24 protein-coding genes are annotated in these 25719 nt (G+C 64.7%); 10 read left to right on the top strand and 14 right to left on the bottom strand.

The genetic code is table 11. From position 1 onward, the window contains the following. Positions 1-14 precede the first annotated feature (14 nt). Positions 15-203 carry a hypothetical protein gene (locus MU856_RS08390; RefSeq protein WP_263588834.1) on the bottom strand — a complete coding sequence of 63 codons (189 nt, stop codon included), beginning with the start codon at positions 201-203 and terminating at the stop codon, positions 15-17. 329 nt (positions 204-532) lie between these two features. Beyond that, positions 533-928, bottom strand: a complete 396-nt coding sequence (locus MU856_RS08385; protein ID WP_263588833.1) for a hypothetical protein — start codon at positions 926-928, stop codon at positions 533-535. A 162-nt stretch (positions 929-1090) separates the two neighbouring features. Here MU856_RS08385 and MU856_RS08380 point away from each other — a divergent pair, with 162 nt between their 5' ends. From MU856_RS08380 to MU856_RS08370, 3 genes are all read left to right on the top strand, one after another. Then, positions 1091-1297 carry a DUF5818 domain-containing protein gene (locus MU856_RS08380; protein WP_263588832.1) on the top strand — a complete coding sequence of 69 codons (207 nt, stop codon included), beginning with the start codon at positions 1091-1093 and terminating at the stop codon, positions 1295-1297. A 675-nt stretch (positions 1298-1972) separates the two neighbouring features. Further along, on the top strand, positions 1973-2488 hold the full coding sequence (locus MU856_RS08375; protein ID WP_263588831.1) for a DUF736 domain-containing protein: 516 nt from the start codon (positions 1973-1975) through the stop codon (positions 2486-2488). 83 nt (positions 2489-2571) lie between these two features. Further along, positions 2572-3588 (top strand): DUF2493 domain-containing protein, encoded by a 1017-nt coding sequence (locus MU856_RS08370; RefSeq protein ID WP_263588830.1) that lies wholly within the window; start codon positions 2572-2574, stop codon positions 3586-3588. 213 nt (positions 3589-3801) lie between these two features. Here the strand turns inward: MU856_RS08370 and MU856_RS08365 are convergent, their stop codons facing one another. Next, positions 3802-4038: a hypothetical protein gene (locus MU856_RS08365; protein WP_263588829.1), complete on the bottom strand. Its 237-nt coding sequence runs from the start codon at positions 4036-4038 to the stop codon at positions 3802-3804. A gap of 430 nt (positions 4039-4468) precedes the next feature. Here MU856_RS08365 and MU856_RS08360 point away from each other — a divergent pair, with 430 nt between their 5' ends. The 6 genes from MU856_RS08360 (at position 4469) to MU856_RS08335 (ending at position 11950) form a co-directional block, all read left to right on the top strand. Then, on the top strand, positions 4469-4768 hold the full coding sequence (locus MU856_RS08360; RefSeq protein WP_263588828.1) for a CopG family transcriptional regulator: 300 nt from the start codon (positions 4469-4471) through the stop codon (positions 4766-4768). Further along, positions 4765-6846, top strand: coding sequence for a type IV secretion system DNA-binding domain-containing protein (locus tag MU856_RS08355; RefSeq protein WP_263588827.1), 2082 nt, complete (start codon positions 4765-4767; stop codon positions 6844-6846). Before MU856_RS08360 ends, MU856_RS08355 begins: the two co-directional genes overlap by 4 nt. After that, entirely contained in the window at positions 6843-9824 is a 2982-nt protein-coding gene (gene mobF / locus MU856_RS08350; protein WP_263588826.1) for a MobF family relaxase, read from the top strand. Before MU856_RS08355 ends, mobF begins: the two co-directional genes overlap by 4 nt. Positions 9825-9835: 11 nt before the next feature. Next, positions 9836-10420, top strand: coding sequence for a restriction endonuclease (locus MU856_RS08345; RefSeq protein ID WP_263588825.1), 585 nt, complete (start codon positions 9836-9838; stop codon positions 10418-10420). A 2-nt stretch (positions 10421-10422) separates the two neighbouring features. After that, positions 10423-10923 carry a lytic transglycosylase domain-containing protein gene (locus MU856_RS08340; protein ID WP_263588824.1) on the top strand — a complete coding sequence of 167 codons (501 nt, stop codon included), beginning with the start codon at positions 10423-10425 and terminating at the stop codon, positions 10921-10923. A 253-nt stretch (positions 10924-11176) separates the two neighbouring features. Next, positions 11177-11950 (top strand): hypothetical protein, encoded by a 774-nt coding sequence (locus MU856_RS08335; protein WP_263588823.1) that lies wholly within the window; start codon positions 11177-11179, stop codon positions 11948-11950. Between the two features lie 122 nt (positions 11951-12072). Here the strand turns inward: MU856_RS08335 and MU856_RS08330 are convergent, their stop codons facing one another. Continuing rightward, a complete protein-coding gene (locus MU856_RS08330) occupies positions 12073-12549 on the bottom strand; it encodes a DUF6884 domain-containing protein (protein ID WP_263588822.1) in 477 nt (158 codons plus the stop codon). 43 nt (positions 12550-12592) lie between these two features. Here MU856_RS08330 and MU856_RS08325 point away from each other — a divergent pair, with 43 nt between their 5' ends. Then, a complete protein-coding gene (locus tag MU856_RS08325; RefSeq protein ID WP_263588821.1) occupies positions 12593-13057 on the top strand; it encodes a hypothetical protein in 465 nt (154 codons plus the stop codon). On the opposite strand, the gene MU856_RS08320 is transcribed toward MU856_RS08325, so the two are convergent. The 10 genes from MU856_RS08320 to MU856_RS08275 form a co-directional block, all read right to left on the bottom strand. Beyond that, complete coding sequence (locus tag MU856_RS08320; RefSeq protein ID WP_263588820.1) at positions 13044-16814, bottom strand: conjugal transfer protein TraG N-terminal domain-containing protein; 3771 nt, start codon at positions 16812-16814, stop codon at positions 13044-13046. The genes MU856_RS08325 and MU856_RS08320 overlap by 14 nt on opposite strands. A gap of 15 nt (positions 16815-16829) precedes the next feature. Then, positions 16830-18248, bottom strand: coding sequence for a conjugal transfer protein TraH (locus tag MU856_RS08315; RefSeq protein WP_263588819.1), 1419 nt, complete (start codon positions 18246-18248; stop codon positions 16830-16832). 46 nt (positions 18249-18294) lie between these two features. Next, on the bottom strand, positions 18295-18879 hold the full coding sequence (locus MU856_RS08310) for a hypothetical protein (protein WP_263588818.1): 585 nt from the start codon (positions 18877-18879) through the stop codon (positions 18295-18297). After that, positions 18876-19778 carry a conjugal transfer protein TraF gene (locus MU856_RS08305; RefSeq protein ID WP_412072828.1) on the bottom strand — a complete coding sequence of 301 codons (903 nt, stop codon included), beginning with the start codon at positions 19776-19778 and terminating at the stop codon, positions 18876-18878. The genes MU856_RS08310 and MU856_RS08305 overlap by 4 nt, the downstream gene beginning before the upstream one ends. Positions 19779-19789: 11 nt before the next feature. Further along, positions 19790-20386 carry a S26 family signal peptidase gene (locus MU856_RS08300; protein WP_263588816.1) on the bottom strand — a complete coding sequence of 199 codons (597 nt, stop codon included), beginning with the start codon at positions 20384-20386 and terminating at the stop codon, positions 19790-19792. Then, positions 20358-21281 carry a type-F conjugative transfer system pilin assembly protein TrbC gene (locus tag MU856_RS08295; protein ID WP_263588815.1) on the bottom strand — a complete coding sequence of 308 codons (924 nt, stop codon included), beginning with the start codon at positions 21279-21281 and terminating at the stop codon, positions 20358-20360. The genes MU856_RS08300 and MU856_RS08295 overlap by 29 nt, the downstream gene beginning before the upstream one ends. Then, the gene (gene traN / locus MU856_RS08290; RefSeq protein ID WP_412072823.1) at positions 21253-22347 is read right to left on the bottom strand and encodes a conjugal transfer protein TraN; all 1095 of its coding nucleotides are present in this window, start codon (positions 22345-22347) and stop codon (positions 21253-21255) included. The genes MU856_RS08295 and traN overlap by 29 nt, the downstream gene beginning before the upstream one ends. Next, entirely contained in the window at positions 22347-24284 is a 1938-nt protein-coding gene (locus MU856_RS08285) for a hypothetical protein (protein ID WP_263588814.1), read from the bottom strand. The genes traN and MU856_RS08285 overlap by 1 nt, the downstream gene beginning before the upstream one ends. Then, positions 24281-24430, bottom strand: a complete 150-nt coding sequence (locus MU856_RS08280) for a hypothetical protein (protein WP_263588813.1) — start codon at positions 24428-24430, stop codon at positions 24281-24283. The genes MU856_RS08285 and MU856_RS08280 overlap by 4 nt, the downstream gene beginning before the upstream one ends. Positions 24431-24630: 200 nt before the next feature. Next, a complete protein-coding gene (locus MU856_RS08275) occupies positions 24631-25635 on the bottom strand; it encodes a TraU family protein (RefSeq protein ID WP_412072827.1) in 1005 nt (334 codons plus the stop codon). Positions 25636-25719 lie beyond the last annotated feature (84 nt).

The raw sequence follows: 25719 nt of genomic DNA, 5'->3' as shown, positions 1-25719 counted from the left end.
GGATAGCCCTTCGCTCAGATGCTGTCTTCGCGGGGGTGCCCCTGCCAGCGTCCCTCGGGCGGCATCCATTCCTCTTCGCGAGCGATGTCGATCGCGTGCTGGATCCGCATGAGCAACACCGCGTCCTCCCGCTCGTCGAGCAGGGAGGCAGCTTCTTCCATTAATTGCGTTGCCTTGCGCCTCTTGGCCGTCAGGTCCGACATATGTGCCTCCTAAGCCATTCAGCCGGTGGCGCCTCTCCTTGCGGGAGAGGGCCAGCCTTCTGAAGCCGGGCGTTCGAAAACATACCAACAGATATGCGCGGGCGCCTTTAGCCGCGTGGCCTGGACATAGCGTCCGCCACCCGGCCGCAAAGGTGCGGTCGGCTCTGTTGGTAGGGGTTTTCGAAGCCCCACCCGCCATCGGCGGGATGGACTGCCTATAAGGAAGACCCGCGCTGCTGCCAAGCAACGCGGGTCCTGAAATGTGCGTGGAGCGGAAAATCAGCAGCGTCGGGGGATAATGGCCAGTACGCTCCCCCGGTGGGAGAAGATCAGCGCCCCTTGTTCCGCACGGCCACGACCGGGAGATACATGTCCGCCCGGTTTTTCATCAACTCGGCAAGCCAGCAAAGATGCGCGGCAGCTTCGGATAGGGGCAGCGCGGCGACCTCATCATAGAGCGCCCGCTGATAGCCCTCGGCGCGATCGAGGATATCGCCCATGCGGGTCCGCGCCGGGCTTGCCGGTTCCTCATTTCCTGCATTGGCTTCCCGAGCCATGTCGAGGAAGGCTTCGGCCAGTTCCCGCGCGTCATAATAGGCGCCATCAAGACCTTCGCCCCGCGCCAGAAGGGCCAGGCGCGCGCGCGGCGCCGGAAGTTCCGGATCGGCCGCCGCGTCCTCGATCGGCAGGTTGAAATCATATTCGGCAAGATAGGCTTCGATCATGGCGGGCTCCATCGCTGATAGGGGTGATATAGAACGTATAGTGAACATAATTGCAAGCCCAAAGCGTCCGTGGCATCCTCGCAGAATGTCCGATCGTCCGATCCCCCATGGTCATCTGTCGCGCGCCGCAGGGGCCGCCGGCACGCGGCCGGGAGGCCATCGATGAGCGCGACGCGCGTTCCCGCACGCCTGCACGGCACACTGCGCGTCACCGGGCGCGGGTATCGCCTCCATGCCGACGACGGCCAGGTCTGGCGCGTCGAAGGCGCCGAGCCGTTCGCGGCGCTTGCCGAGCAGACGATTGTTGTCGAAGCCTATCGACGCGCGCCAAACCTGCTCGAACTGCTCTGGGCCGGCCCCGCAATATAGTCTGCCAATCGCCTGCAAGGAGGACCGCCCGCAGGGGCCGCCGCCAGATCGATGATCTTCCCGCGATGGGGTGACGCCGATCACGCTATCCACCTTTCGCACCGCCACGATCCCGGTGCGCCCATCAAGCCTTGCGCACACGCGCGGACGTCGCTGCGGGCGCGTCGGGGGACCTCCGCACCCGCTATCACCGTCAGAGCAAGCCTGTCATCGCATCCTGCGCCGCTTCGCAGGTTCGCGGCGTGCCGGGGCTGGTCCGGGCAAGCAAGGGCTGCCTCCGCCCAAGCTCCGGTAGAAGAAAACGGGCCTGCCGACCGGATTATCCGATCCAAAGGTGTCGGCAGGCCCATTTTCTTCAACCTCCACTAGGGCGCAGCGCGACGTCCCTTGCTTGCCCGGACCAGCCCCGCCCCTTGCGCCCCGGCGAAGGCGGCTCCGGATGCGATGACAGGCGGGCCAGGTTCTCTCTTCCGGCGATCAGGAAGGAATGGCTTCGCCATGCTTTTCTTTGTTCGGGCCGCTACCGCGTCCGTTTTCTTGGCTCAGGCTCACCAGATACGATGAACTTCTGTCAAGAAAACAATGACCTATGACCCATGGAGGGGAGGGGGTAAAAGAAAGGTGCGGATGGGAAACGGGTTCCCGGAAGCATCTAGGACTATAGGAGTAAAGACCATGAAGATCGGAACTTTCAGCCTCAACGAGCAGACCAATGAAATCACCGGCAGCATCTTTACGCGCGCACTGCACCTTCCTTTCCTGATCTTGCGCAGCGTCGAAGCGCGTCAGGACGGGGCCGCCAGTGACCGCCAGCCGCCGGTGTTCGAGATCTTCGAGCCGTCGCCGGTCGGGATCGACATTCAGGTCGGCGCGGTGTGGATCAGGAACATTCGCAACAGCAAGGATACGTTCCTTTCGGGGATGATCGACGATCCGAGCTTCGCCGAGCCGCTGCCCATCGCGCTTTTCGGCGACGAACTGAATGGCTTCGACGTGCAATGGCGGCGCGAGCGCGAGCAGCAGCCGCAATTCCGGCAGGCGAGGGGCGGCATGGGCGGCGGCTACCCGCAGCGGCGCACCGGGCAGCCCCAGCGCCAGAACGGCGGCTTTCCGGGAGGCAGCACCGCCGACATGAACGGCGACTATGTGGGGGCCGCGAGCCGCGACCTTGACCAAGAGGTGCCGTTCTAAGCCGCACACCAAGACGGGCCGGGGAAGCGCTGGAACGCTTTCCCGGACCCTGACCGCAAACCCACATTCAGGAGTTAGGACCCATGAGCAAATCCACGGCTACCCGCAGCGTTAGCAGCTTTGACGACCTTCCGGAACTCTACGCCGAGCTTACCGCAACCGACGCTTTCACGGCATCCTTTGGCGACCCGTTGCCCCTCACCATCATCGAACCGGGCGAGGAACCCGCCGAGCATTATATGCCGGAACCCATCGCCGCGCAGGCCGAATGCGGGGGCATCATCGCCAGCCTGTTCGACCTGTTCACCGACACCCGGCTTGAACCGCTGGCCGCAGAGGTTGCTTGGGGTATCGTCAATTCCTTCCACTTCACCGCCGGAAAGCTGGAGCGGCAGGAAACCCGGCTTGCCGACGAAATCGGGGAGATGGCCCGCCGCATCGACATGAGCGAGGTTTTCACCAAGGACCTTGAGGACAAGCAGCTTCAATGCCAGTCGGTCGAGGAACAGCGCGCCGCGATAGAAGCCATGCGCGACTATTGCGAGGCGATGTATTACACCTACACCGGCCGCGCGTGGTCCCCGTCTAAGGGATCGAAGGCCAGCACCATCAGCACCGCCAGCCAGATCAGCGCAATCGACTTCCTGCGCGCGCGTGCCGAGAAATGGCGCGAACGTCACGAGCCGCAAGGCCCCATCGTCGTCGTATCCGGCCCCGCCGACTGGCACGACTTCGAATTGATCTGGAACCGGCTCGACATCATCAAGGCGCGTATTCCGCATATGGTGCTGGTCGAGTTCGCGCAGGACACAGGCACCGACGCGGCCACCCGCGCATGGGCGAGGAAAAGCGGCGTCCAATGCCTTCGCGAATATCTTACCGGCAGCGGCAAGAGCCTAAAGCGGGCCTTCGACCGTAACCGCAGGGTCAACAAATATAAGCCCGTTGAAGCGATCATCTGCGAAGGTTCCGGCATCCAAGGCCACCTTTACGAACTGTTCAACACCGGCAGCGGGCGGCGCGTTCCGACCCACTATTTCTACCGCGCCGATCAGGCCCCGCCGCGACCGTTCAAACGGCCCAGCCGCAAGATAGCCTGACTCGGAACAGGGCTTGCGCTGGACCACATGGCGCAAGCCCCAAACCATCCCCGATACGAACAAGGCCGATGCGGCAGAGCGCCGCACCGGCCTTTTTTTGTGCCTGCCGCCGCCGCGCCTTGCGGCGCGGCAGCGGATCGCCCGGCATGGGGATGCGCGGAGAGGAGCGCGCTTGCCCGAAATGGGGGAGCCGCCCGCTTGGCTTTTCCCCCGTCAGGACTTCGGCAGCGCCGCCTTTAGCGCCCCGATCGCGGCAGGCCCGCCCAACTTCACCAGTAGCCCCACAGCCTCGCGAAACTCGCGTTCCCCGATGGCCTCAACAGGCAGCGCGGCGACAATCGCGCCATAGCGTTCGCGCAAGCGCTTCTCCGTCGTCTCGATTTCATCGGCAATTTTGCGGCGCTTTTCCACCAGGTCGGCGAGCCGCTCGCGTTCGGACATCTTGGGCATGGCGATTCCTTCATATCATCGCCGGTCCGTTCGCCGCCGCGCTTGTCGCACGAAACCCGCCATCCGCGCAATCGAACAGCACCGGCAAGGACGCCCCGCGCCGCTGGAAGATCGGGCGCAGCGCACGGAGTCGCTGCGGGGCAGGGACGCACGCCCAAGGGCGGATAGAATGCACCCTACGCACGGGTGCTGCGATAGAAAAATAGCTAATATCAATGGCATATCTAGTCATACATGTGTGACGGTATCGAGCCGAACCGTCATACGCGTGTTTCCGCTCAGTTTGACCGTCTGATATGTCGCTGAATCGGATCGGAAATCTCCGTAACACGCGTATGACGCCACTGTTTTGTTGTGATTTCCGAGCGCTTCGCCTAATCTGCGGCTGCTTCAGAACCTGTCCTTGCGAAGCTCCTTCACCGGAGCTTCCATGGCCCACCTTTCCATTCGTATCGACGACGATCTGCACGGTCGTCTTTCGCGCCGCGCTCGTATCGTCGGCGTCACCATCACCGAATTGATCCGACCGCTGCTCGAGCAGGCGGCCGATCCGCGCAGCGGCTACGTCTATACGACCCAGGACGAGATACTCTCCGGCGTCCTGCAGACGCTGTCGATCGTTGCCGCCTCGGTCCGCAAACGCTCCCCTGACCTCCTCGAACAGGGGATGGCCGATGCCCGCCAGATGCTCCTCGAACGGGGATTGCTCGACCCGGAGCAGCGGTCATGAGCATCTTCCGCAACGACACCCTGGGCTCATGGACCCGCGGGGGACAGGCGATCGTCCACAACGTCCGGATGACCACCCAGGTCTTCATCCAGACGATGGTCGCCGGTCTCATCATCTGGGGGATGGGCACCGCCTGGTACGCCCTCGAGCGATCGACCGAATATCAGCGCTTTGTCCTCACCAAATTGGTCGAGGCAAGCTTCAAGGTCGACGCCGCGCCGGGGACCAATGATCCGGTGCTGTTCCGCACGCCCGAGGGTCGGCAATACTGGGCCTCGGCCGACGTCCTGCTCGAATCCGGGATTGCCAAGAAGGCGCTGCACAAGCTCGAAATCGACCTCATCCATGGGGCCGCGATTGCGGGTGGAGGAACGATCCTCGCGCTGGTCTGGGCCTGGTTCTATTTTACGCGCACAGGGAGGGGCCTCGGATCGAACGAATATATCCGCGGCGCGCGCTTCGGCACGGTGCGGCAGCTGCGCCGGATGCTCGGCAAGGAAAAGAGCGGCAGCTTCCGGATTGGGGGCGTTCCCGTTCCAGACGCCTTCGAGCCGGAACATATTCTCATCTGCGGTGCCCCCGGAACGGGGAAGACCAACCTCATCACCACGATCCTGGAAGGGATCCGCAAGCAGGGCAAGCGCGCGATCGTCTATGACACCGCCGGCTCCTTCGTCGAGAAATTCTACCGGCAGGGGCACGACGTGCTGCTGAACCCCCTCGACCAGCGCACCGATATCTGGAGCCCCTGGGTCGATGTGCCGCAGGAATACCATTACGACCAGATCGCGGAATCGACCATTCCCGACAAGCACGGCGATCCGTTCTGGTCGAAGGCGGCGCGCGGCACCCTGGTCGCCGTCCTGCGCAAGCTCGCCAAACAGCATCACACCCTGATCTCGGTACTGCTCGAGCGGGTGCTGCGCTCCCCGCTCGCCGATCTTGCCGCCTTCGTGAAGGGCACCGATGCTGCCGCCTTCATATCCCCCGAAGGCGAGCGAACCTCGGCGGGCATCCAGGCCGAACTGGCCTCGGTCATGCGCAGCTTCGCCTATCTCGACGACACCGAGGACGGCTTGTCGATCCGCAAATGGGTCGAGAATGAGAAGGACGATTCCTGGCTGTTCATCACCGTCAAGGCCGACCAGCTCCCGTCGCTGCGCCCCCTGATCACGGTCTGGCTCGACATCGCGATCAGCGCGATCATGAGCCTTGCGCCCGATCGCAACCGGCGGCTCTATTGCGTGATCGACGAGTTGCCGACACTCCAGAAGCTGCCCAGCCTGTCGGACTTCCTTGCCCGCGCACGCAAATATGGCGGCTGCGGCATCTTGGGGTTCCAGTCCTATCCCCAACTCAACGCGACCTACGGCAAAGAGGATGCAGCGGCCATCACCGGCTACTGCTCGACCTGGGTCGCGCTCAGGGCCAACGACACCGATACGGCAAAGCACGTCTCGGAAAATCTCGGTCAGGTCGAACAGGTCGAGGCCAATGAGGGCATGTCCTACGGGGTGAACGACATGCGCGACGGGGTGAACCTCTCGCGCATGCAGGTGACCCGCCCGCTGGTGATGCACACCGAGGTCACCAATCTCCCCAACTTTGCCGGCTATCTTCGTTTCGGCCGGAATCTGCCGGTCATCCGCTTCACCGATAGCTTCAATCCCATCGCATCCCTGTGTCCGGCCTTCGTCGAACGCGAGGCGCCTCCCAAGCGCCTGGCCGTGGGCGGGGAGATTATCGCCCATGTTCGGGCAGCCTCGCGAGCGCGCGCCGCCGCCCAGCGGGATGCGGCCGAACGCGGAGCATCTCCGCCCAAGGCGCCGGACGGCCAGCCCGACCTGTTCGGCCAGGACGCACCGCCGTCTGCACCGTCCCCCGACCCTGACGCATTCGAGCCGTTTCCGGTCGATATGGATCAGGGCGACGCGGACAAGCGCGATGCGCCCGAAGCACCGCCGCCCGGCGACACCGGGCCGGTGACCTTCCTGGGCGCGGCGCGTGGACGGATGCGGGTGTCGCTGGACGCCCATGCCCGTACCGCCGGTCCGCGTGATCCCGCGAGGCCGGCATGATCCATCCCCGCAGGCTAAAGGGCGCACCCGCCAATATCGCGCGCTACTACACGATCGGCGACTATTATACGAAAGGCGGGAACGAACCGAGCGAATGGGGCGGCAAGCTCGCCGCCGATCTCGGGCTCGAGGGTCCCGTCGATCCTGCGACGTTCAAGGAACTGCTCGCCGGCAAGATCGGTGATCAGCAACTCGGTCGTCGACGCAAGGATGGGACCATCCAGCATCATCCCGGTTGGGATTTCGCGATCAGCGCCCCCAAATCGGTATCGATCATGGCGCTGGTGCTGGGTGACGAGCGCATCATCGCGGCGCATGAACGTGCCGTAACCTCAACCATCGCCTATCTCGAGGAATATGCCGAGCTGCGGCGGCGGGTGAACGGCGAGATCGTTCACGAAACGACCGGGCGTCTGCTTGTTGCGCGCTTCACCGAACATTCGAGCCGTGAGCTCGATCCCCAGCTCCACACTCATCTCGTTTTCCTCAACATGACGAACCATGGCGAGGGGCAGAACTTCGCCAGTCTCGAAACCCGCGCCATGTACCTTGAGCAGACGGTCGCGGGCCAGGTTTACCGCAACGACCTCGCACGCGACCTGCGCGGTATGGGCTTCGGCATCGAGTTCGATCCGCGCCGCGGTCTGTTCGAGATCAGATGCGTCCCCAAAGACCTTATTCGCGACTATTCCCAGCGCGCCGAACAGATCAACGCTCATGCTCGCGAACATGGTCTTGAGGGGCAGGCGCAGCGTGTCAAATCGTTCTATGCGACCCGCCGCGCCAAGCAGAAGGTCGGCCTCGCAGACCTGCAGGATCGTTGGACTGCGCGCGCAGGTGATCACCTCGAGACCCTCAAGGAGATCGCGAAGGAGGCGGCACGCCAGGAAGGCCAGCCGCAAGATATCGATCCCCGTGCCGCGGCGCGCGGCGCAGCTTTCGGCATCCGGCAAACCGAAACCCATCAGGCCGTCAACAATGTCGGGCTGATCCTGCGCACTGGCCTTGCCTCGCATGTAGGGGAGGTGCGTTTGTCCGATATTCGCCCGCTGATCGCGGCGCAGGAACAACGGGCCAAGCTCTATCGTACCTACCGGCAGACCGGCGACGAACTCCTTGTCAGGGGGCGAACCAGCCTTCGTTCGATCCGCACCGAGATCGCGCTCTCCGAGCATCTTTCCCTTGCCATGGGCGATGCGCCTCCGACTGCGACCGCAGAGCGGCTCGATCAGGCGGCCCGCGCGAACCGGCTTACGGCGGATCAGACCAAGGCGCTTCATGTCATTGCTTTGGGGAATGACCGGCTGGTTGCGATCCAGGGCGTGGCGGGAGCCGGCAAGTCCACTCTGGTCAAGGCCATGGTCGAGGCGGTGCGGCCGCAGTTCGAACCGATCGCGCTGGCGCCGACTTCCTCGGCGGCAAGCGGTCTCGGCGCGGATGCGGGGATCAAATCCCAAACGGTTGCCGCCCTGCTGGCCAGCGGCGGGCGCGGCCTTACCGACCGGAACATCCTCGTGCTCGACGAAGCGGGCCAGCTCGGCAACCGCCAGGCGACTCGTATCCTCGAAATCAGCCGGGAAACCGGCGCACGCCTGATCCTGCTCGGCGACATCAAGCAGACCGGCGCCATCGAACAGGGAAAGCCCTTCTGGCTGCTCCAGAAGCTTGGCATGCCGACCGCCGAGCTGACCCAGGCGATCCGGCAGGACACCGTCTCCATCAAGAAGGCCGTTTCCCTCGCTCGGGAAGGAAATTACACTGGATCCATCGCCGCGCTCGAGCGGGTGACCGCTGGCGGCTCCGCTGAAGATCTGGCGAAGAACCTCGTTGGGGCGTGGACCGGCCTCAAGCCGGCTGCCCGCGAGGCGACCAACATCCTCGTTCTCGACAACGCGACGCGACTGATCGTCAACAGCCAGATCAGGGAAGTGCTGAAGACCGAGGGCGGCATCGCCGCTCAGGAAGCCCGGCTGCAGATCCTCAGCCCAGCGGGCATGACCGATCAGGAGAAGCACTTCGCGCGCTTCTATTCGGGCGGCCAGGTCGTGATGTTCTCTCGCGACAATGCCGGTCTCGGCCTTGCTCGCGCAACCGAATATCGCGTGACCGGCACCGGGCGGGACAGCCGCGGCCGTCAGGTTGTCCATCTGGTTGACCAGAACGGGCGCACGATCGCCTGGAATCCGAGGCTCAGCAAAGCATCCAACGTCAACGTCTTCGTTTCGGAGCTGCGTGACCTTTCTGCAGGCGACCGCATCCAATGGCGGCTGGTCAACAAGGAACTGGGGGTCAAGAACGCTGAGCGCGGCACCGTCGAGAAATTGGATGGAACCATTGCCACGGTCCGATGGGATCGCGGGAATCGAACCCAGGAGATTGATCTCGACAAGCACAAAACCTGGGATCACGGATATTCAGAGACGGTATATTCTGCTCAATCCAAGACCTACGCGCGGGTCTATTTACTCGCGCCGGTTGGATCGGGGCTCGTCAACGGCCAGAACTTCTACACGGCGATCACACGCGCCCGCTACAGCGTTCGGCTCTGGACCGAGAATCTGAGCGCCCTAGCGGAGAAGCTCGCCAAATATAGCGGCGAGAAATCCTCCTCGATCGAAGGGCTCGGCCGGCTCGCCAAGGATAGCCACCGATTTCGCGGTCAACGCCACAAGGACCGGATCGACAAATCACGCCAAAGCAATGCGCGCGACCGCGAGGTGCGGCGCGAAGAACAGGAGCGCAAGACGCGGGAGCGTGACGTGCTTCCAGCGCGTGAACCGCGCGGCATCGGCGAGTTCCTCGCCAATCGCGTGCTGCAAGGCGCCCAGTCGATTGAACGCTTCCTGCGCGGCGGCCTCGCCCGCGATGCCGAGCACCGGGCAAGCGATGCCAGTCGCGACGATCCTGTTCCGTCCCAACCGCAATCCCAACCACATCCCGATCATGGCCACTCCGGTCATGGCGGGCATGACCGATAGGAGCACGCCCCATGCTTGTCCTTCTGCTGTCTTTCACCTCCGTAGCAGTCCTCTTGTGGCTGCTGCGGCGCTACCGCGTCCCGATCCGGCATCGCTGGCGACGGCAACAGGCGCGGACCATGTGCAGGCAATTGCGTGGTCGTGACCAGAGTCAGCCAGCAACGATGATCTATGCGCGGCTACGGGCAATGGATCCGCTGGCATTCGAGGAACTGCTGCTTGAAGCCTTCGAACTGCGCGGTCACCGCGTCGTGCGCAACCGCCGCTATACCGGCGATGGCGGTATTGACGGCGAGATCGTGATCGACGGCAAACGCTATCTGATCCAGGCAAAGCGTTATCGCGACACGATCCGACCCGAGCATGTCCGCGCATTTGCCGATCTCTGCGCGGCGCGTCGTAAGCGAGGACTTTTCATCCACACCGGGCGAACCGGCGGGACTAGTCGCACCATTCTCGACGGCTGCGCGAGCGTGGACGTCATCTCGGGACGGACCCTGCTGGCGCTGCTGACGGGTGGGCCCTTCGAATTGCCGTCATGCAATCCTTCGATAGCGCGCGGCAGCGCCCATCCCGAACACTGGAAAGCGAGGTAGTCGTGAGCAAGGCCGCAATAATGCTGGCGGCGCTCGCCGCTACCCTAACCCCCGCGTCTCCCGCCTTGGCTGCCGAGAGGCGCAGCGTAGAAGAAGCGCAGATCGCCCAGTGCGTCCGGCAGGCTGCTCGCGGCCATGACTGGCTCGAGAAGACACTGCGCGGCCTCCGGGCACAGGAGGCTGGCTGGCTTGGAGCGGAAGTGGCCAATACCAACGGCACCCATGACCTGGGGCCACTTCAGATCAACACTAGCTGGATTCCAAAGATATCGAGGCTGGTCGGGAGACCGCAGGGCCAGGTTCGCTATTGGCTGCGCTTCGATCCCTGCTTCAACGCGGAAGTGGCGCGGTGGATATTTCTTTCCGGCTTGGCGGCGACCGGAGATTATTGGAAAGCCGTGGGAGCCTATCACAGTCCGACGGCCTGGCGCCAGCGCGCCTATGCCGCGAAAGTCGCCGGTCACATGCGCCGTCTGTACGGTGTCGACATTTTCGAAAGGTGATCGCATAGGCTCGCAAGGCATTTGTCCCGACGTCACATGTCAACCACCGCGCATCCCCACCTGATCCGGATCCGCGCCTGGGACCCACCATTTCCTCGCGGTTGGACAATCGCTACAGAATGTCGGGCAGACAGAGGGCGGGTTGGCGCTTATGACGGCAGACAGCGAAGAACCGGTTGTTGACACGACGCGATTCCGTAGATTGGCCACCGCCCGAACGGCTCCGAGTGCGATCCCATTTGATGGGAATTCGTTGGGCGAGTTGCTGCTGGCCATAATCGCAGCTGGTCATTGCAATCGCATTGAGGCACCCGCGCGAGCGCCTGACGACCCGTCGCTTCTCAGCGAATTTGCAGCCCTGCAAGCCGCGAGTGCGGATTTTGAGGTTCTGCCGGGCCTGCCGCTCAGCGACATTTTCTGGACCCATCACTCTCATCTGCGAAATGGCGATGTTGCGGATCGGCTGAAAACCGCGGGGCGGCATGCAAGGACCGCGATCCCGGGCGGCATGATTTCCGGCTTCGTTGCGACCTATGCGACCCATGTGCGCGCCCCGTTGCTTTATGGCCCGAAACGCTTGCCGCTGCGGGTCAAGGAGAGCATCACCACAGCGGGGGCGGCGGGCGGACCATATCTCGCGCTCGTCCAATGCGGCCTTTCCGCCGACGGGACAGCCGAGGCCATCCGTGCATGTGCCCATCCGATCTACCATGCGGGCAGGTTTATCCCGGTCGCCTCTGAGTTGGAACGCGATGTCTTGCGCGCGCTCGAGGCGCTGCAAGTCGCCCTCGACGCTCACGGGGTAGAGTGCGAGGTCGAACGATGTATTGGGGTTGGCGCGAATGCAGATGCACCCCGCATCAAATTGACCGCCGGGCGCGAAGGTCGAGAGCTGCAACGGCTCATTATCGCAGTCGCTTCGGCGGAGGATAGTATCACAGCCGTGGACGCGGACTTCGTAGTGACACCGGCGCGCTTTGCCGATGGTGCCTTCGTCGCGTGGCTGGATGCTGCTGTCGCGCGCTAGGCTGCCCCACGGCTGATATCGCGATCGGGCTGAGTAACGTGCCATCGAGTATGGTGATCGCCGGTCTCCAGAACGAAACTGAGATTTCGATGCCTTCGACGGCCAATCGCGAAGCCATCTTCTCAGTTCCGGCCGAGCCAGGCCAGTTGCGCTCCGATGCCCTGTCCCTCCATTGGGACGGATGATCGGCTTGCGATAGCTGGCCAGATCGGTTCGCGGTATTTTCGTCCTACGAGCACGATCAGAGGCGTGTCGACCTCGATCTTGCGCCCTATCGTTTCGATCACGCGCGTTCCCCAAAGAAGTCGCTCAGAGGCAGGCATCCGAACAAGTGACTCATCATAGGGTGGTATGACGTCATCGGGGTCGATCAAACCATGCTTGGCGGAGAGGATAAACCACTGGCGACCCTGACGCTCGACATATGCGCGGGCCTTGCGGAACCAAGCCGATATATAAAGGTCGCGAGCCGGAGCAGGGCGGTCCAACTTCCTGGCGACACAAGCGACGAGAAAAACTGGAGATTGGGAAGATAACCGGCCCACGGTATTCATAATAAGATGAATTAGGGAAATATCGCGCCAAAACAAGGATTCCATTTTTGCGCCATCGGTGTTAGCCTGTCGGCGAAGGAAAATCGTGATGGACGCTGTTTTCGACGCGCCAAATGAAGTCACCGACGCCAACACTGCAACGCGTTCGCGTGCATCCGATTGGCTTTGGCGTCCGTGGTACGCGAAGCTCTGGTGGGCCGCCATTCCGATCTGGTGGCTCGGCATGGCGGCGTCCGCCCGGGCGCCCGTACTGGAAACTTTCTATGACAGCGCGATGGCCGGTTTCCTCAATATCCTGTTCTTCCCGATGACTGCGCTCATGGTGCTGGGTATCGGCTATGTGCAGCATTTGCTGGAACGTCGTCCGGCTATGAGCAACGAAGAGGTGATCGGTCTGGGCGTGTTCCCGGTCGATCCGTTTGACGACGATTGGGATGTTCGTAAGCCGGGACAGCCGCATCCCTCGGTAGACATTTATGATCCGAGATCGGGAAGAATCTATATTGGCAACCCAATTAGCCCCAACAATGGTGCCCGGATCAACGCCTCTTAGAGCTGTTATCGCCATCTCCTGGACTGCCATCAACATCGGTTGAGAAGCTGCCAGACTTGAGGACCGAATTCTGCTCAATCGATGTGAGTGGCCCCGTGACGTCAAACGTCGCACGGCCAGCGTCGGCATCATGCAAGTAGTGGCTACGCATGCCATCTGCGCCGAGAATACGGTTCGACAGTTCACGAGAGAATGTCTCCTCCGGTCGGTCTGATCGAGCGGCAGCCCTTTCTGCTGCAACGATTGCCCCACGAACGTCGTAGTTCACGATATCAATCGAAGACTGAGCATTTTCGCTGGTGATTCCGACGTCATTGCTCTGAAATCCAAGATTCGCTCCCACCTTGCCGCTGGTCGTGCGAGCCTGCTGAACCGCAGGTGTTCTTGCAGAACCTTGCGCTCGCTTCGGTGTGCCGCCTTTGCCGCCGGTCGCTTCGGTTTCGGACATGGAAACAGCACCGCCGATATCCAGTCCGACATTGGTGCCCATGGTCGTCTGATCCTGAGCAGAGCGGGATAGCGAACGCTGCCAGCCTGTCTGGGAAATGATCGACTGAACGTCGCGGGTCAGCGTGTCGGCGACCTGCGGCTTCAGGCGCCAGTTGCCGTGCCGGTCCATCTCGAACCCGCCCTTGAGCCAGTTCGACATCATGGCCTGGCCCTGCTCGCCGCTGCTCAGGAAATGCTCGATCGTGTCGGGACCAGCCTGCTTGCCCGCCTCGAAGCGCGTGCTGGTGTCGTTCCGCGCCGATTGCTGGAACCCCACCGAACTCGACACCAGCACGTCATTGTTCGCGAAACTGAACCGCGCGCGCCCGCCATTGGCGATCGCGCCGAGCTGACTCTCGTTGATGAGCCCGCCCCGCCACATCTGCGCCGCCGTTTCCGGCGTCAGGTTGAGGCTGAGATCGCCATTCTGGGCCATCGCGATTTCGCGCCTGGACATGGTGACGCCGTGATCGGCCAGCAGCTTCTGCATTCTGGTCAGCCGCTCACCCTCGACGATCCGGGTGAGCCGATCATTGCGGGCACGGTCGGCAATGCCTTCCGCGCCACCCTCCGCCATATCGACCTGATTGCCTGCGCCCTGGGAGAGCGTGCGGATGAAGCTGTCGAGCCGTGCAGCCTGCCGCACCGACATGCCTGCGGCCGCCGCGCCTTCGGCAAAACCGGCATTGTCGGCCTGGCGGCGCTCCTCGCCAATGCGGGCGGAAGAGCGCGTACCGGCGGTGCCGACCTCGCGCTGCGCATCGAGCTTGCCCGAGCGTTCGGCGAAGTCGTAACCTGCGGCGTCGCGGGTGCGGCCATAGACGCTGGTGCCCTCGCGCGCCGCTTCCGCGCTCGCGCCATCGGCGGTGCCGAGCTGGACGGCGGCATTGTAGGTTTCGAGGGCGCGCATGACCTGCGCCTCATTTCGGCCGGTGGCGCGAGAGAGTTGGGAAATGGCGGTGGAGCGGGCTTCGCCGGAGAGGGTGTTGATGAAGCCGATGCGCTTGGCAGCTTCCTGCACGGGAATCCCGAGCATCGCCGCGGCCTGCCTCTGCCCGGCATTGGTGCCGGTGCGGTGTGCCTGCTCGGTCGCGACGTTGCCGCGCTCGATCCGGGCTACATTGTCGCCGGCGAAGTCGCGCCGACCTTCCATCGCGCCAACCTGGATCTGCGCGGAGGTCAGGTCATTGCGCAGCATCTGCTCCTGATCGAAGGCGTTGGCGGTCAGCTTGGCAAAAGTCGGATCGGCCGAAGCCTGGCCGATGACGGTCGATGCCTTCAGCGCCGCGTCCTTCGGATCATAACCGCTGCGCTCGAAATGCCGCTGTGCGCCCGTTTGCATCATGTCGTAGGCGCGCTGGTCGCCGAACGCCCGCCACTGCACCATCCGCTGCGCGAAGGCGGCAAAGGCCCGCTCGCCAGACTGGCCTTCCCCGAAATAGGTGGTGCCGAGGCTGCGCAGCGCGTCCTTTTCCGCGAAGTTGTGGATCGCGCTGGTGGCGGCGTTTTCGCGCACGGCGCGGACGGTGGCGGGGTCGGTCAGGCTGCGGCCGGTCATGGCAGGCGCGAGACTGCCCAGTTCACGCGCCGCATCGAGGCCGCCGAGCCCCATCGCGGCGGTGCCGGGCGCTCCGCCGCCTTGCTCGCCGAGCACCCGGCCGGCAGAGCCGAACGCGCGATCGGCGCCGAAGGTCGTGCGCTCTCCGAAATCCCCGAAGCCGGACGAGGCGCGGGCTCGCGCCATGGTGCCGGCGGCCGAAGCCTGGCTTTCGAGGGCGCCGGCATAGCCCTCGCGGGTGCCGAGCGGCGCGGCCGCTGCCGTGCCCTGACCCTGGACGCCGAGCGCGCCGCTGGTGAATGCGGTGAAGACGTTGCCGGAGAAGCGGAACACGGTGAAGACGAAGGCGCCGGCGAGCCCGGCTGCCGCCGTGCGGAACGAGCCGAAGATCGCCAGCGCCTTCATCGCGGCCGACGGCGCCAACATCCACGCGTTCACGCCAACGCTGTTCGAACGCATTTCGGCGAGCACGTCGGTCGCCCGGCCGAGGGTGAGCTGGTAGATGCCGGCATCGATCACGCCCCACATCGCGACGAACACGAACAGACCGATCGCAAAGCTGGCGACGCGCAGGTTGATCGGTGTGAGGATGAACAGCAGCGCGATCGGCATCATGAACAGCATGATCCCGAAGACCGTCGCGCGAATGGTCGGCATCCACTCGTTCGCGGTCGACATGGTCGCGAGCCCGCTCGAGATGACCGCCCGGTTGGCCATGACCCTGGCTGCTGTCGCCGGGCTGTCCTCGAACAGCACGTCCCCGACGCTGTTGCCGAGCATGACATCGGTCAGCAATTGCTGGAGCGAGAGCGGCGAGCCCATCATCATCTGGCCCATCTCGCCGAGATTGGAGCGGCAGCGCTGCAGCTGCGCGGCGTTGGCGACGTCATAGCCGGTGCGCGTGCAGACCTGCGCGACATATTGGTCGAAAAGGCCGGGCTCGGAAAGCCGCGTCGAGATATGCTCCCAGGCTTCGTTGCAGGTGACCGTGGTGCCGCCCTTGTCGGCAGCGGTATAGACGGTGCTGTAGGTCGATGGCCCTGCCATCGCGGCGAAGGACGCCGGAAGATCCGTGGTGGTGCGATAGAGCTGATCGTCGTCGATGCCGTAGGCGGGCGAGACCCGCGCGACCGGATAGCACTGGCGGACGTAGTCCTTGATGGTGGCATCGAGGAAGGTGTCGGTCATCGGCCCGCGCGGCGACGCCGCGTTGAGAAACAGATCGAAGCTGTGCCCGCCCGCGCCGAACTCGAGCTTGGCGTTGGGGTCGGTGGTGTTGTCGTCGATCACCTCGGCGAGCGCGCGTTCCATCATGTTGGTCATGCCCGCGACGACGACGATCAGGTTCGGCACGCCGCCGACCGGCTGATAGGCGTTGCGCACCCGGTCGTAGACATGGACGGTGCCTGTGGTGGCGACCAGCCCCACATAAAGGCCGATGCCGATCAGCATCTGGAAGCCGAAGGCGAGAAGCCCCATGCCCGAGCCCTTGACGCTGGCGAGCAGCGCGCCGAGCGCTATCCCTGCGACGGCCACGATCATCACCAGCGTCTCGTAGCGCGGATCGGCGAAGATCAGCGAGACGAGCCGGAAAGCATCCACCGTCTCGGCAAAGCCGTCATAGGTGTGGAAGCTGGTGTCGACCGCCCAGGCGGGCGTCGCGACGATAAGCGCAAGGAAAATGGCGATGGCGCGGAGGGTGCGGGTCATGGAGGGCGGTCCCGATCAGCGGTTGCTGTTGGCGGCGGTGCCCGCGGCATCGCGGGCGTCACGGTCGCGCTGGCGCACGACGCCGGAGTAGGTGGCCGACAGGTTCGCTTGGCTGAGCGCGGCCATATAGGACTGACGCATCTGCGCGCGCTGGCGCAGCACTTCGTCGCGCAGATCGCGCAGCTGCTCGATACCCTTGGTGAGGACGCGGGTCTGGCAGACCTTGGCGTTAGCGGCATCGCTGGCGCCGGCGGCACTGACGCCGCGCTCGGCGTTGCTCACCGCGAAATCGATGGAGCGGGTGAGGTCGTTCAGCATCTGGTAGGCGAGCGTCAACGCGACCAGCTCGTCGGTGTCGGCGATCACGCTGTCGGTAACACCCTGCCGCACACCCCATTCGAGCAGGCGATAGACCGGCAATGTGCGGACATTGGCGACGAACTGGCGTTCGTCATCGGTCAGCGCGCCCCGGCTGCGAATCTTGAGCGCGATGCTGTCCATGCGCGTGCGGGCCAGCACCAGCGCGCCTTTGCCCGAGCCGTTGACCGAGCAATCGGCGGCGGACGGCGGCACATTCAATGCGCGGGTCTGGACCTTGCCGGTCAGGAAATCGTCGATGCTGTCGCTGTCCTGATGCGGACATGCCGGGATCGCCGAGAAGATCGGCACCTTGTCGTTGGTGTCCCAGCGCATGTAGACGTCGCCGACGCGGGCGCGCATGACGCCGGCCCAGTCCGACGCCCCCACGCGCGCGGCGGCATGGGCGAGCAGCGAGCCGGTCTTGAAGATTTCGGTGACCTCGGCCGGGCAATTCTCCAGCGCGTCCCGCAAATCCTCGGTCGGGCTGTTGGCGTTCGCCTGGATCTTCTCGCGGCTCTGCTGGTAGCTCTTGGCGAAGCCTTCCTTCACCGACTTGTAGCCAGTCATCTCCTCGATGATCCCGCTCATATTGTCGTCGCCCTTGGCGATCTGGACCATGCGGTTGGCGAGGCGGCAGTCGTTCACCTGGATCGAGTTGAGGTAGTTGGTAGCGGCCTCCATCTTCGAGATGATGTTCCCCATCTTCTCGTCGAGCGTCTCGAGCAGATACTGGAAGGCGACGGCGGGCGCGGCCTGGAGGATGCTTTCCAGTTTCTGGACGAGATAGTCCGGGTCGAGGAACGACATCCCGCCCAGAAACATGTCGATCCCGCCGCAGCCCGCCTTCACCTTGGGCAGCGTAATGCTCATCAGATAGTCGTTGTGGACATCGACGCGGCCCGACATGCCGCCGGCGGTTACATAGCCGCGGGTCTGGTCGCTGAAGCTGCCGGGGCTGGTATAGGTGACATTGTCGAACCAGCTTTCCGCCCAGCTCTGTGCGTGAGCGGGCGTGGAGGCGCAGGCAATGGCGGCGGATGCGAGCAGGCTCAGGCGCGGACAAATCTTCGGCATGGCGGGGTTCCGTTCGTGAAGGGGGACAAGGCAACTGCCGCCATGATCAGTTGCCTTGCCGGTTGGGGAGGGGACGCATGGGCACGCCCACGATTCCGGTGAACTTGGACATGCCGCGCACGCCCACCGCGACCCGGACGCCTCCCAGCATCTTCGCGGCGAGATAGAGATTGCGGGCGATATTGGGCGCATGGTCGGTGCCGATCGCTACAGGCACCATACGATTGGGATCGGCGCGCGGCCGCACCCAGGCGACGGGGTGCCCGACCCAGGGCAGGCCGAGCCGCCCCGAACGCAGCAGCGCCTCCTGGGTGCCGATCGTGCGGACCTGCCAGCCATAGCGCCGGCCGAGAACATTGAGCTTCGCCCAGAGATCGGCGCAGGGCACGCAGCCAGGCGCGGTGCTCATCTCGACCACATAGGCCGGCGCCTGTCCGGTCAGGGTTTCGGCAAAATCGGGCGGCCAGTCGCGCGTGAGCGGCACGCGTGCAAGCCAGCCCTGCATCTCGGCGGCGTTCGCGACGGGATGGATCGCCGCGCGCATCGCCTGCTCGCGGGTCGGAGCCTGCGCCTGCGCGGTTCCGGCGAGCAGGGAGAGACCGGCCAGAACGGCGGGTACTGCGCGCTTCACGGCCTGGGCTCCGCACGGGCGTCGACCAGATCGCCGCCGAGCGCGCGGGGATCGGTCGCCGAGACGGGGCCGTTGGCCAGCGCATCGAAGAAACCGTCTTCCTCGCCCGCTCCGGTCATGAACTGTTCGGGCCGAATGTCGCCCGCGAGCAGTCGCACCGCCTGGTAGGCCATCTGGATGAGATTGGGATAGGCTTCGATTCCCGCCGCGATCACCATGCGCTGCTGGCTGCCCCGGCGGATAACCATGGTGGTCGGCGTGACCTCCACGCCAAAACGCTGGGCCACGTCGGGCCGGCGATCGATGTCCATCAGGGTCACCTGCCAGCCCATCTCGTCCTGGAAGCGCTGGACGATCGGCCATTGTACCCGGCAATAGCCGCAGGAACCGCGAGAGAACATGACCAGCGCGAACTCATTGGCGCGGGAGCGCAGATATTGCCGGCGCACTTCGTCCTTGTGGGCGGAAAGCTGGTCGCGGGCGTCGCCGACCAGGGGATTGGCCGAGCGCGAGTTGAGTTCGGGATGCTGCAGCATCGCGATCTGGGTGACGCCGGCAAAGGCACGCGCCTTGCGCCGCGCGAAATCCTGCAGGCGCCAGAAGTCGGCGACGGCATCGACCGTCAAGACCGTGGCGGCATAGTCGCGCTGCTGCTCGATCAGCTTCCTGATCTTGGGCGGCGTCGAGGTCGCAAGCTCGGCCATCGGCGGGATCGCCGGCTTCACCAGCGCGTCGGGATCGGGCTTGTCGTCGACGGGCCTGGTCGGTGCCTGATACCACCAGTAGCCGGTGTGGGTGTCGCGGCGATCCTGAGCATTTGTCTGAACATTCGTCTGCGCGTTGGCCTGCGCATGGACCTGCGCGGCAGGCAGCAGAAGTGCGGCGGCGGCCATCAGCATAGCGGTGCGGATCACAGCAGCTTCTCCATGCGCGTGAGGCGGCCGATCTCGACGGGGCCGTAGTAGCGGCTGTCGAAGCCGCTCGGGTGCGAAGAGCCGACATAGATCGTGCCCGCCGGGATCGTGGCGGTGAACGGCCGCCAATGCTCGAGCTTCTGGCCGTTATGCCCGTAGGGCTTGCTGACGCCGAGCAGCCTGCCGTTGCAATAATACCAGCCATCCCATTCATGCGGCGTCATCGACGGCTTCTCCAGCCAGTCGATCCGGTCGCCGGGCAGGCACAGCGCTATCTTCGTGACCTGGACCGGCTTGGGGCCGGCAAGCGGATGCGACAGGGTGAACGATACGAAATCGCCGCGCCGGATCGTTCCCGGCGCCTCATGCACGATCCAGGCGTCGATCGACGGGCTCATCACCAGCGTGAACTGGGGGATGGCCCACATCGTCAGCAGCCCGATTGGCAGGACGATGCCATAGGCTTTCCAGAGCTGTTCGGGGCGGGGCGGCTGTCCGAGACCCGAACTGCCGAGCGCCACCGCTGCCTTGAGCGGCAGCAGTTTCGCTTCATTCCATAGCGCCTTACCGGCGTTCCAGGCGAGACTGAGCATCGCGCACTTCCTCCTTACCGCCGAGGCGGGCATATTCTTCGAGCAAACCGGAAAGCGCGGCGTCGCCGTAGACGACGTGGGCCGCGCGCGGACTGTCATCCTCCCGCTCGCAATAGGGCTGGGTGGGATCGCCGGGGACCATCGCCAGCGCGGGCACCCGGGCGACACCGTGCTGGCGGAAGATCAGCGGATCGACGATGAGCTGGACACCCCGCATCGCGCAGGCCGGGCCTTCGCAGCCCGGATCGAGCCGCAGGATCTCCGCCGAGAGCTTCGCCATCGGGCCGACTCGAGTGAGACCGCCCGGCATGCCCCGAAACGCCAGCACACCATGTGCCTGCTCGAGCTGCGCGGCATAGGTGCGCAGCGTCGCAATCGGCATCGAGGAGGAGACGAACAGAACCGGCACCCAGGCCTTGTTCGCGCCCGGTGCGGCGGCGCCGGCCAAGGCGCTGGTGTCCGGGGCTTCGAGCCCGAAGGCTTGTCCAAGCCGCCGCGCCATCGCCTCGCGCTGCGCTGCCAGTGCTTCCTTGCCCTTGTCGAGGGCGGTGCGCGCCCGCGCATCCATCGCAGGCGCGGCCGCCCGGTGCCGCAAGCCGTCGAATGCCCGGCGGCGCATTTCCTCCGACGGCGCGGGCAGGGCGGTCGGCCCCTGTTGCCGCGCATCGGCCTTGCGCTGCAGGGTCGCGCGCTTGAGGCGGTCGAGCGCGGCGTCGCCTGCGGCCGCGGTGCCTTCGCGCGCATTGGTGGGGGCCGCGCCAGTCGCCGCAGGCGTTTCCTGCGCCGACGCGGATGTTTCCTGCGCGGATGCGGGTATGGCCAGCAGTGCTGCGAGCAACACCGGCCACGCGGCTGCGGCGCGCGCGCTACTTGCCGATGACTTGCATATAGGCATCGATCTTGTCCTTCATGTCGACCTGGATGTCGGCCTGCGCCCGGGCCTCGACTTCCGAATAGTATTCGGAGAGGTCCATCTTGCTGAAGTCGAGCGCCTGGAACTCTTCGGGCGTGAAGCCGCGGCAATAGGGGTTCTTGGGCGTGCCCCAGCCAAGGCCGTTGAACGACTTCAGTTGGGGGCGGCCCTGTTCCTGGATGATGCGGCCAAGCTTGGTGTTGAAGCAGCAATGGCCTTTCGACTTCTGGATGCAGATGCCGAGGATCTTGGAGGAGCAATAGGTGCCGACCTCGTGGCACATGCCCGAGCCGCGCAGCATACCCACTTCCATGTCCTGCTGGTCGCAGCCGCTGAGGAGGAAATCCAACATGAAGTTGATGGCAAGGCTGATCGCGATCGAGGTCGGATCGATGCCGGCGATGATCGCATTGGCGCCCGCGCTTGCCGCCTGGCTCGCCGTCGCCCCGGCCTTGAACGCGGTGTAGGCGGCCTTCATGCCGGTGAACACGCCCTTGGCCACGGCGATCTTGGTCGAGATCGACGTGATCGATCCGCCCATGCCGTCCTTGACGATCTTGCCCTTGTCCTTGCAGCAGTTGGAGAAGGTGGTCTTGAGGCCCGGCGGACGGCAGCGCATCGCGCGCCCCGAGAAGATCTCGATATTGCCGAGGCAGGCGCCTGCGGTGTCCATCGCGCCGTCGGCGGGAACGCCCGGATCGTCGGTGACGGGTTCGTCCGCGATCGGCGCGGCCACGGGATCGGTGCAGGCATTGGGCGAGCAAGTCGGGGTGCCGCCGCTCGCCGGCGCCTTGCAGGCATAGCTGGCGCCGAGCGGACAGCTGTAACCGGCGACCTCATCGCCGGTGCAGGCTACCGCCTGGAGCGGGCATTGCCAGGTCGCGTCGGCGGCGAGCGTGCAACTCGCCACCTCGCCTGCTTCGGAGGCATCGCCGTTGCCGTTGAGGTCGGCCGCGCACATCGATTGCGCCTGTGCGGAGGTCGCGGCAAAGGCGATGGACAGTGCCGTGGCCAGCAACGCCGCGCGAAAGGAGAGTTTTCTGGCCATCAGCGCGCCTCCGAGGTGCAGATCATGTCCGCGCCGCCGAGCCGCACGGTCTGCATCATCACGACGGCTTCGGGAAAATCGTCGAGGCAGCCGCAGTCCGAGACCAGTTCCTCGCCCGTTCCGAGCGGACAATGATTGCCGGACGCGGACGCCGTGCAGGTGTGATAGAAGGTGTCGTAACCGACTGGCGCGTTCTGTTTGGCGCCGACTACCCCGTCGATCGCGGCCTCGCTGTTGGCCTTGGGCGCGCGGGTCTTGCAGATCGCCTCGCAGGCCGGGACCGAGCCACGATCCGGCAGTGCGAAACCGCGGCTCGAGGTCGCAGTGCTGCCGTCCTTGTTCGTCACCCGGTCGGCAAGCAGCGTCTCGGTCGAATGGTCGATGATATAGGCGCCGCGGCTGAGGTCGGGTTCGGGCAGCGCGCCGGTATCAATCGTGCAGCGATATTTGCGCTGCCGCTCGAACCACGGCCGGGTCAAACTGAGCGAACAGGTGCCGCTCTCGAACAGGCGAGTCTGCGCCAGCGGCGTGAGTCCGGTCGCCACGCCCGACCTGACGGTATCGACGCCATCGACGGCCTCATCATAGAGTTGGCATTTGCTATCCGCCGCATTGGCCGCACACAGATCGACCAGTTGCTCGGTCGGCTTGCAGGAGAGATCGACGCTCGCCTGCACCATCGCGAAGGCCTCGCCGCCGCCCGAGACCGCGACGCGCAGCCATATCTCGTGGTCGCCCTTGGTGAGGAACGGCTTCAGGTCGAGATTGGGGTAGGCGTAGAAGGTGCCCTTGCGCTCGCAATTGCCCGGCGGGTAGCCCATGCCGGTCCAGGCCGACGGGCCGGAGGAGACCAGATTGCCGTCGATCCGGACTTGCCCCCAATCGTCGGCGAACCAGTAGGGAAGCCGCACGTCCACAAGCCGATCCGGGTCCTCGACATGGAGCGTCATGCGATAGTCGAAGAAGGTGCAACTGCCGCCGAGGCTGTTGTCGGCGGGCGAGCCCATCATGAAGGCGAGCGTGCCGTCGCCATAGTCGTAGGTGCCATAGCCGCCCGAGGTGCGCGCGATCACGTCCTCGGCCTTCACCGCACCCAGCGACACCGCGCGGGTGATGGTGCAACTGCGGATCTGCTGGGCCTTGCCCACCCCGGCGGGCGAACTCTTGAGCGCCTGAAAAATGCTGTTGGAGGCGGCGGCGACGCTGGCGTCACCGGCAAGCGCGGTCGGGTTGCTGCGATAGGCGGTCTGGGGCAGCGCCGGATTGGGCGAACAGGCGGTGCTCTGCGCGCCGGTGTAGCGGATGACCGGGCCGTCGATCACCGTCTGCGCGACGCCGACGCGCGGATCGGCGGTGGTCAGCGCGCCGATCACGCCGCCGCCGAGGTCCTTGAGCAGCGAGGCGAGATTGCCCCAGGCGAGATTGGCGCCGCAGCTGTTGTTGATGCAATAGCATCCCGCGACCTCGGTCTGGCCGACTTCGCTGAGCTTGAGATCGCCCGAGGAGCCCACATCCCATTTGTAGAAATGGCACTGGTTCCAGGTGCCCGGCTGACAGCCGATCACACCGTTGGCGCAGATGCCGGATACCGGAAACGGCAGGATCAGCGTCTGGTCGACCGCGCCGTCAAGATCCTTGTCGCGCGAGATGCGCAAGCTTCCGATGTCCCCCGTGCCCGCCGGCTGCGCCAGCAGTTCGAGCAATGTCGCGGTTTTCTGGCAGGCGATGTTGGGGTTGAAGGTCTTGCTGTTGTCGATGGTGGCGATTGGCTGTCCGGCAAGACCGGGCGTCAGATAGTTCTGCTGGAGCGTATCGCTGTCGGAGGTCTTGGCGCGCGATGCCTCGGCAGCCGCGCGGGCGCGCTCCTCGACGGTTTGCGCCCACGAGGTCGCGGGCAGACTGGCGGCGGCAAGCAGGAGAAGCAGCCGCATCCTCATGACCGGCGCTCCTCGATGATGCGCGAACCGATCCGCAGCCGGAACAGATCGCCGCTGCGGAAAGCGGCCGTACCCGGCGGCAGCACACGGAACGCCGCCTGGCCCTCGAACGTGGTCAGAACGGCAAAGGTGGTCAGCGCGGCCACGACCGGAGCCGTGGCAACTGGGGCATGTGCCGGCCCCGGCGGGGGCAATGCGGCCGCGCTGACCGAGGTCGGAGCAGCGGCGGGGGGAGGAACCGCCGCTGCTCCTGCCGCACGCACGGCCGCTGCTCGCTCCCGGGCCTCATGGCGAACGGACCGGCGGGGTTGAGGGGTATGCGTGCGGTTTGGGGTGGATGATCCGCTCATGGGGTGGAGACCCCCGCGCAGCAGATCACCTTTTCAAAGAGCATGAACTGGGCATTGTCTTTGCCGGGGGCGTGTTTGCCCGAAGTCCAGAGCGCGCCGGGACGGCCGACATTGACGCACTTGCCGCCCTTGACGGGCTCCATGATCTGGAACTTGTAGCGGCTCTTGGTCCAGATCGGCTGCGGCTTGAACGAGCAGCCGTCCGAAGAACTGATGGTGAGCAGCCCGAGTCGGCCCATCATGAAGGTCGTGCGCGCCGCGAGACCCGCCCAGGCCTCGACGCTGTCGTCGAAGTGGATGTCGCCGGCGACGGGATAGGTCGCGCCCCAGGACCCCATGCACCAGAACAGCGGGTCGATGACTTTGCCGGCAGCGGCCGCGGCGCTGTCGGCCATGCAGGCGAGGCCGGCGGCGGGATTGCCGAACAGGATGCCTTCGGGCTGGATGATCGCGCCCAATGTCCCCGACTGCCAGGTCGGCAGGACTTCGGTGATCATCGCGACGTCGAAGCCGTTGTCCTCGATGCACGGCAGGTCGGTGAACATGTCGAGCATCTTCCAGACCGGCGCGATATAGTAGTGGGTCTGCGCGAACATCTTGGCCGTGTTGGTGCCGTCGGCGATCGAGGACTGGCTGCCCTGAAGCTTGCCGCCGGTGGGCATGAGATCGGCGCCCAGCGCCATCATGCAGCCCGGCTCGGTCACCACATCGACCATGCGATTGGGCGACCAGAAGCTGACCTTGACCCCGAACCAGAACGTCGCGCCCTTGCGGCACGCGCACAGCGGCTTCGAAGCCGACTGCGCGTCGAGTTCCTTGTCGAGCTTGTCGTAGGAGCCGACCCGGACGCCGCCGATGGTGATCGGGAAGATGCAGTTCCACCTGACCTTGGTGATCGGGTTGAACACCGTGCCCGCAGGGCATTGGGACGCATGGGCCGGCGTTGGAATTATGACGATGGCGAGCAGCAGCCCCGCGAGCCGAATGCGAGGTGCACGCAGAATACGGTTCCACCGCGCGCTTTGTGATACTGCGCAGCTTGAATTGTGCGCCAAATTGGCGTACATAAATGGTCGATGATCAAT

The sequence above is a fragment of the Sphingopyxis sp. GC21 genome (assembly GCF_025727575.1).
Taxonomy (GTDB): Bacteria; Pseudomonadota; Alphaproteobacteria; order Sphingomonadales; family Sphingomonadaceae; genus Sphingopyxis; species Sphingopyxis terrae_A.
Note: the sequence above shows the minus strand (reverse complement) of the source record. Positions and strands in the feature narration are given on the sequence as shown.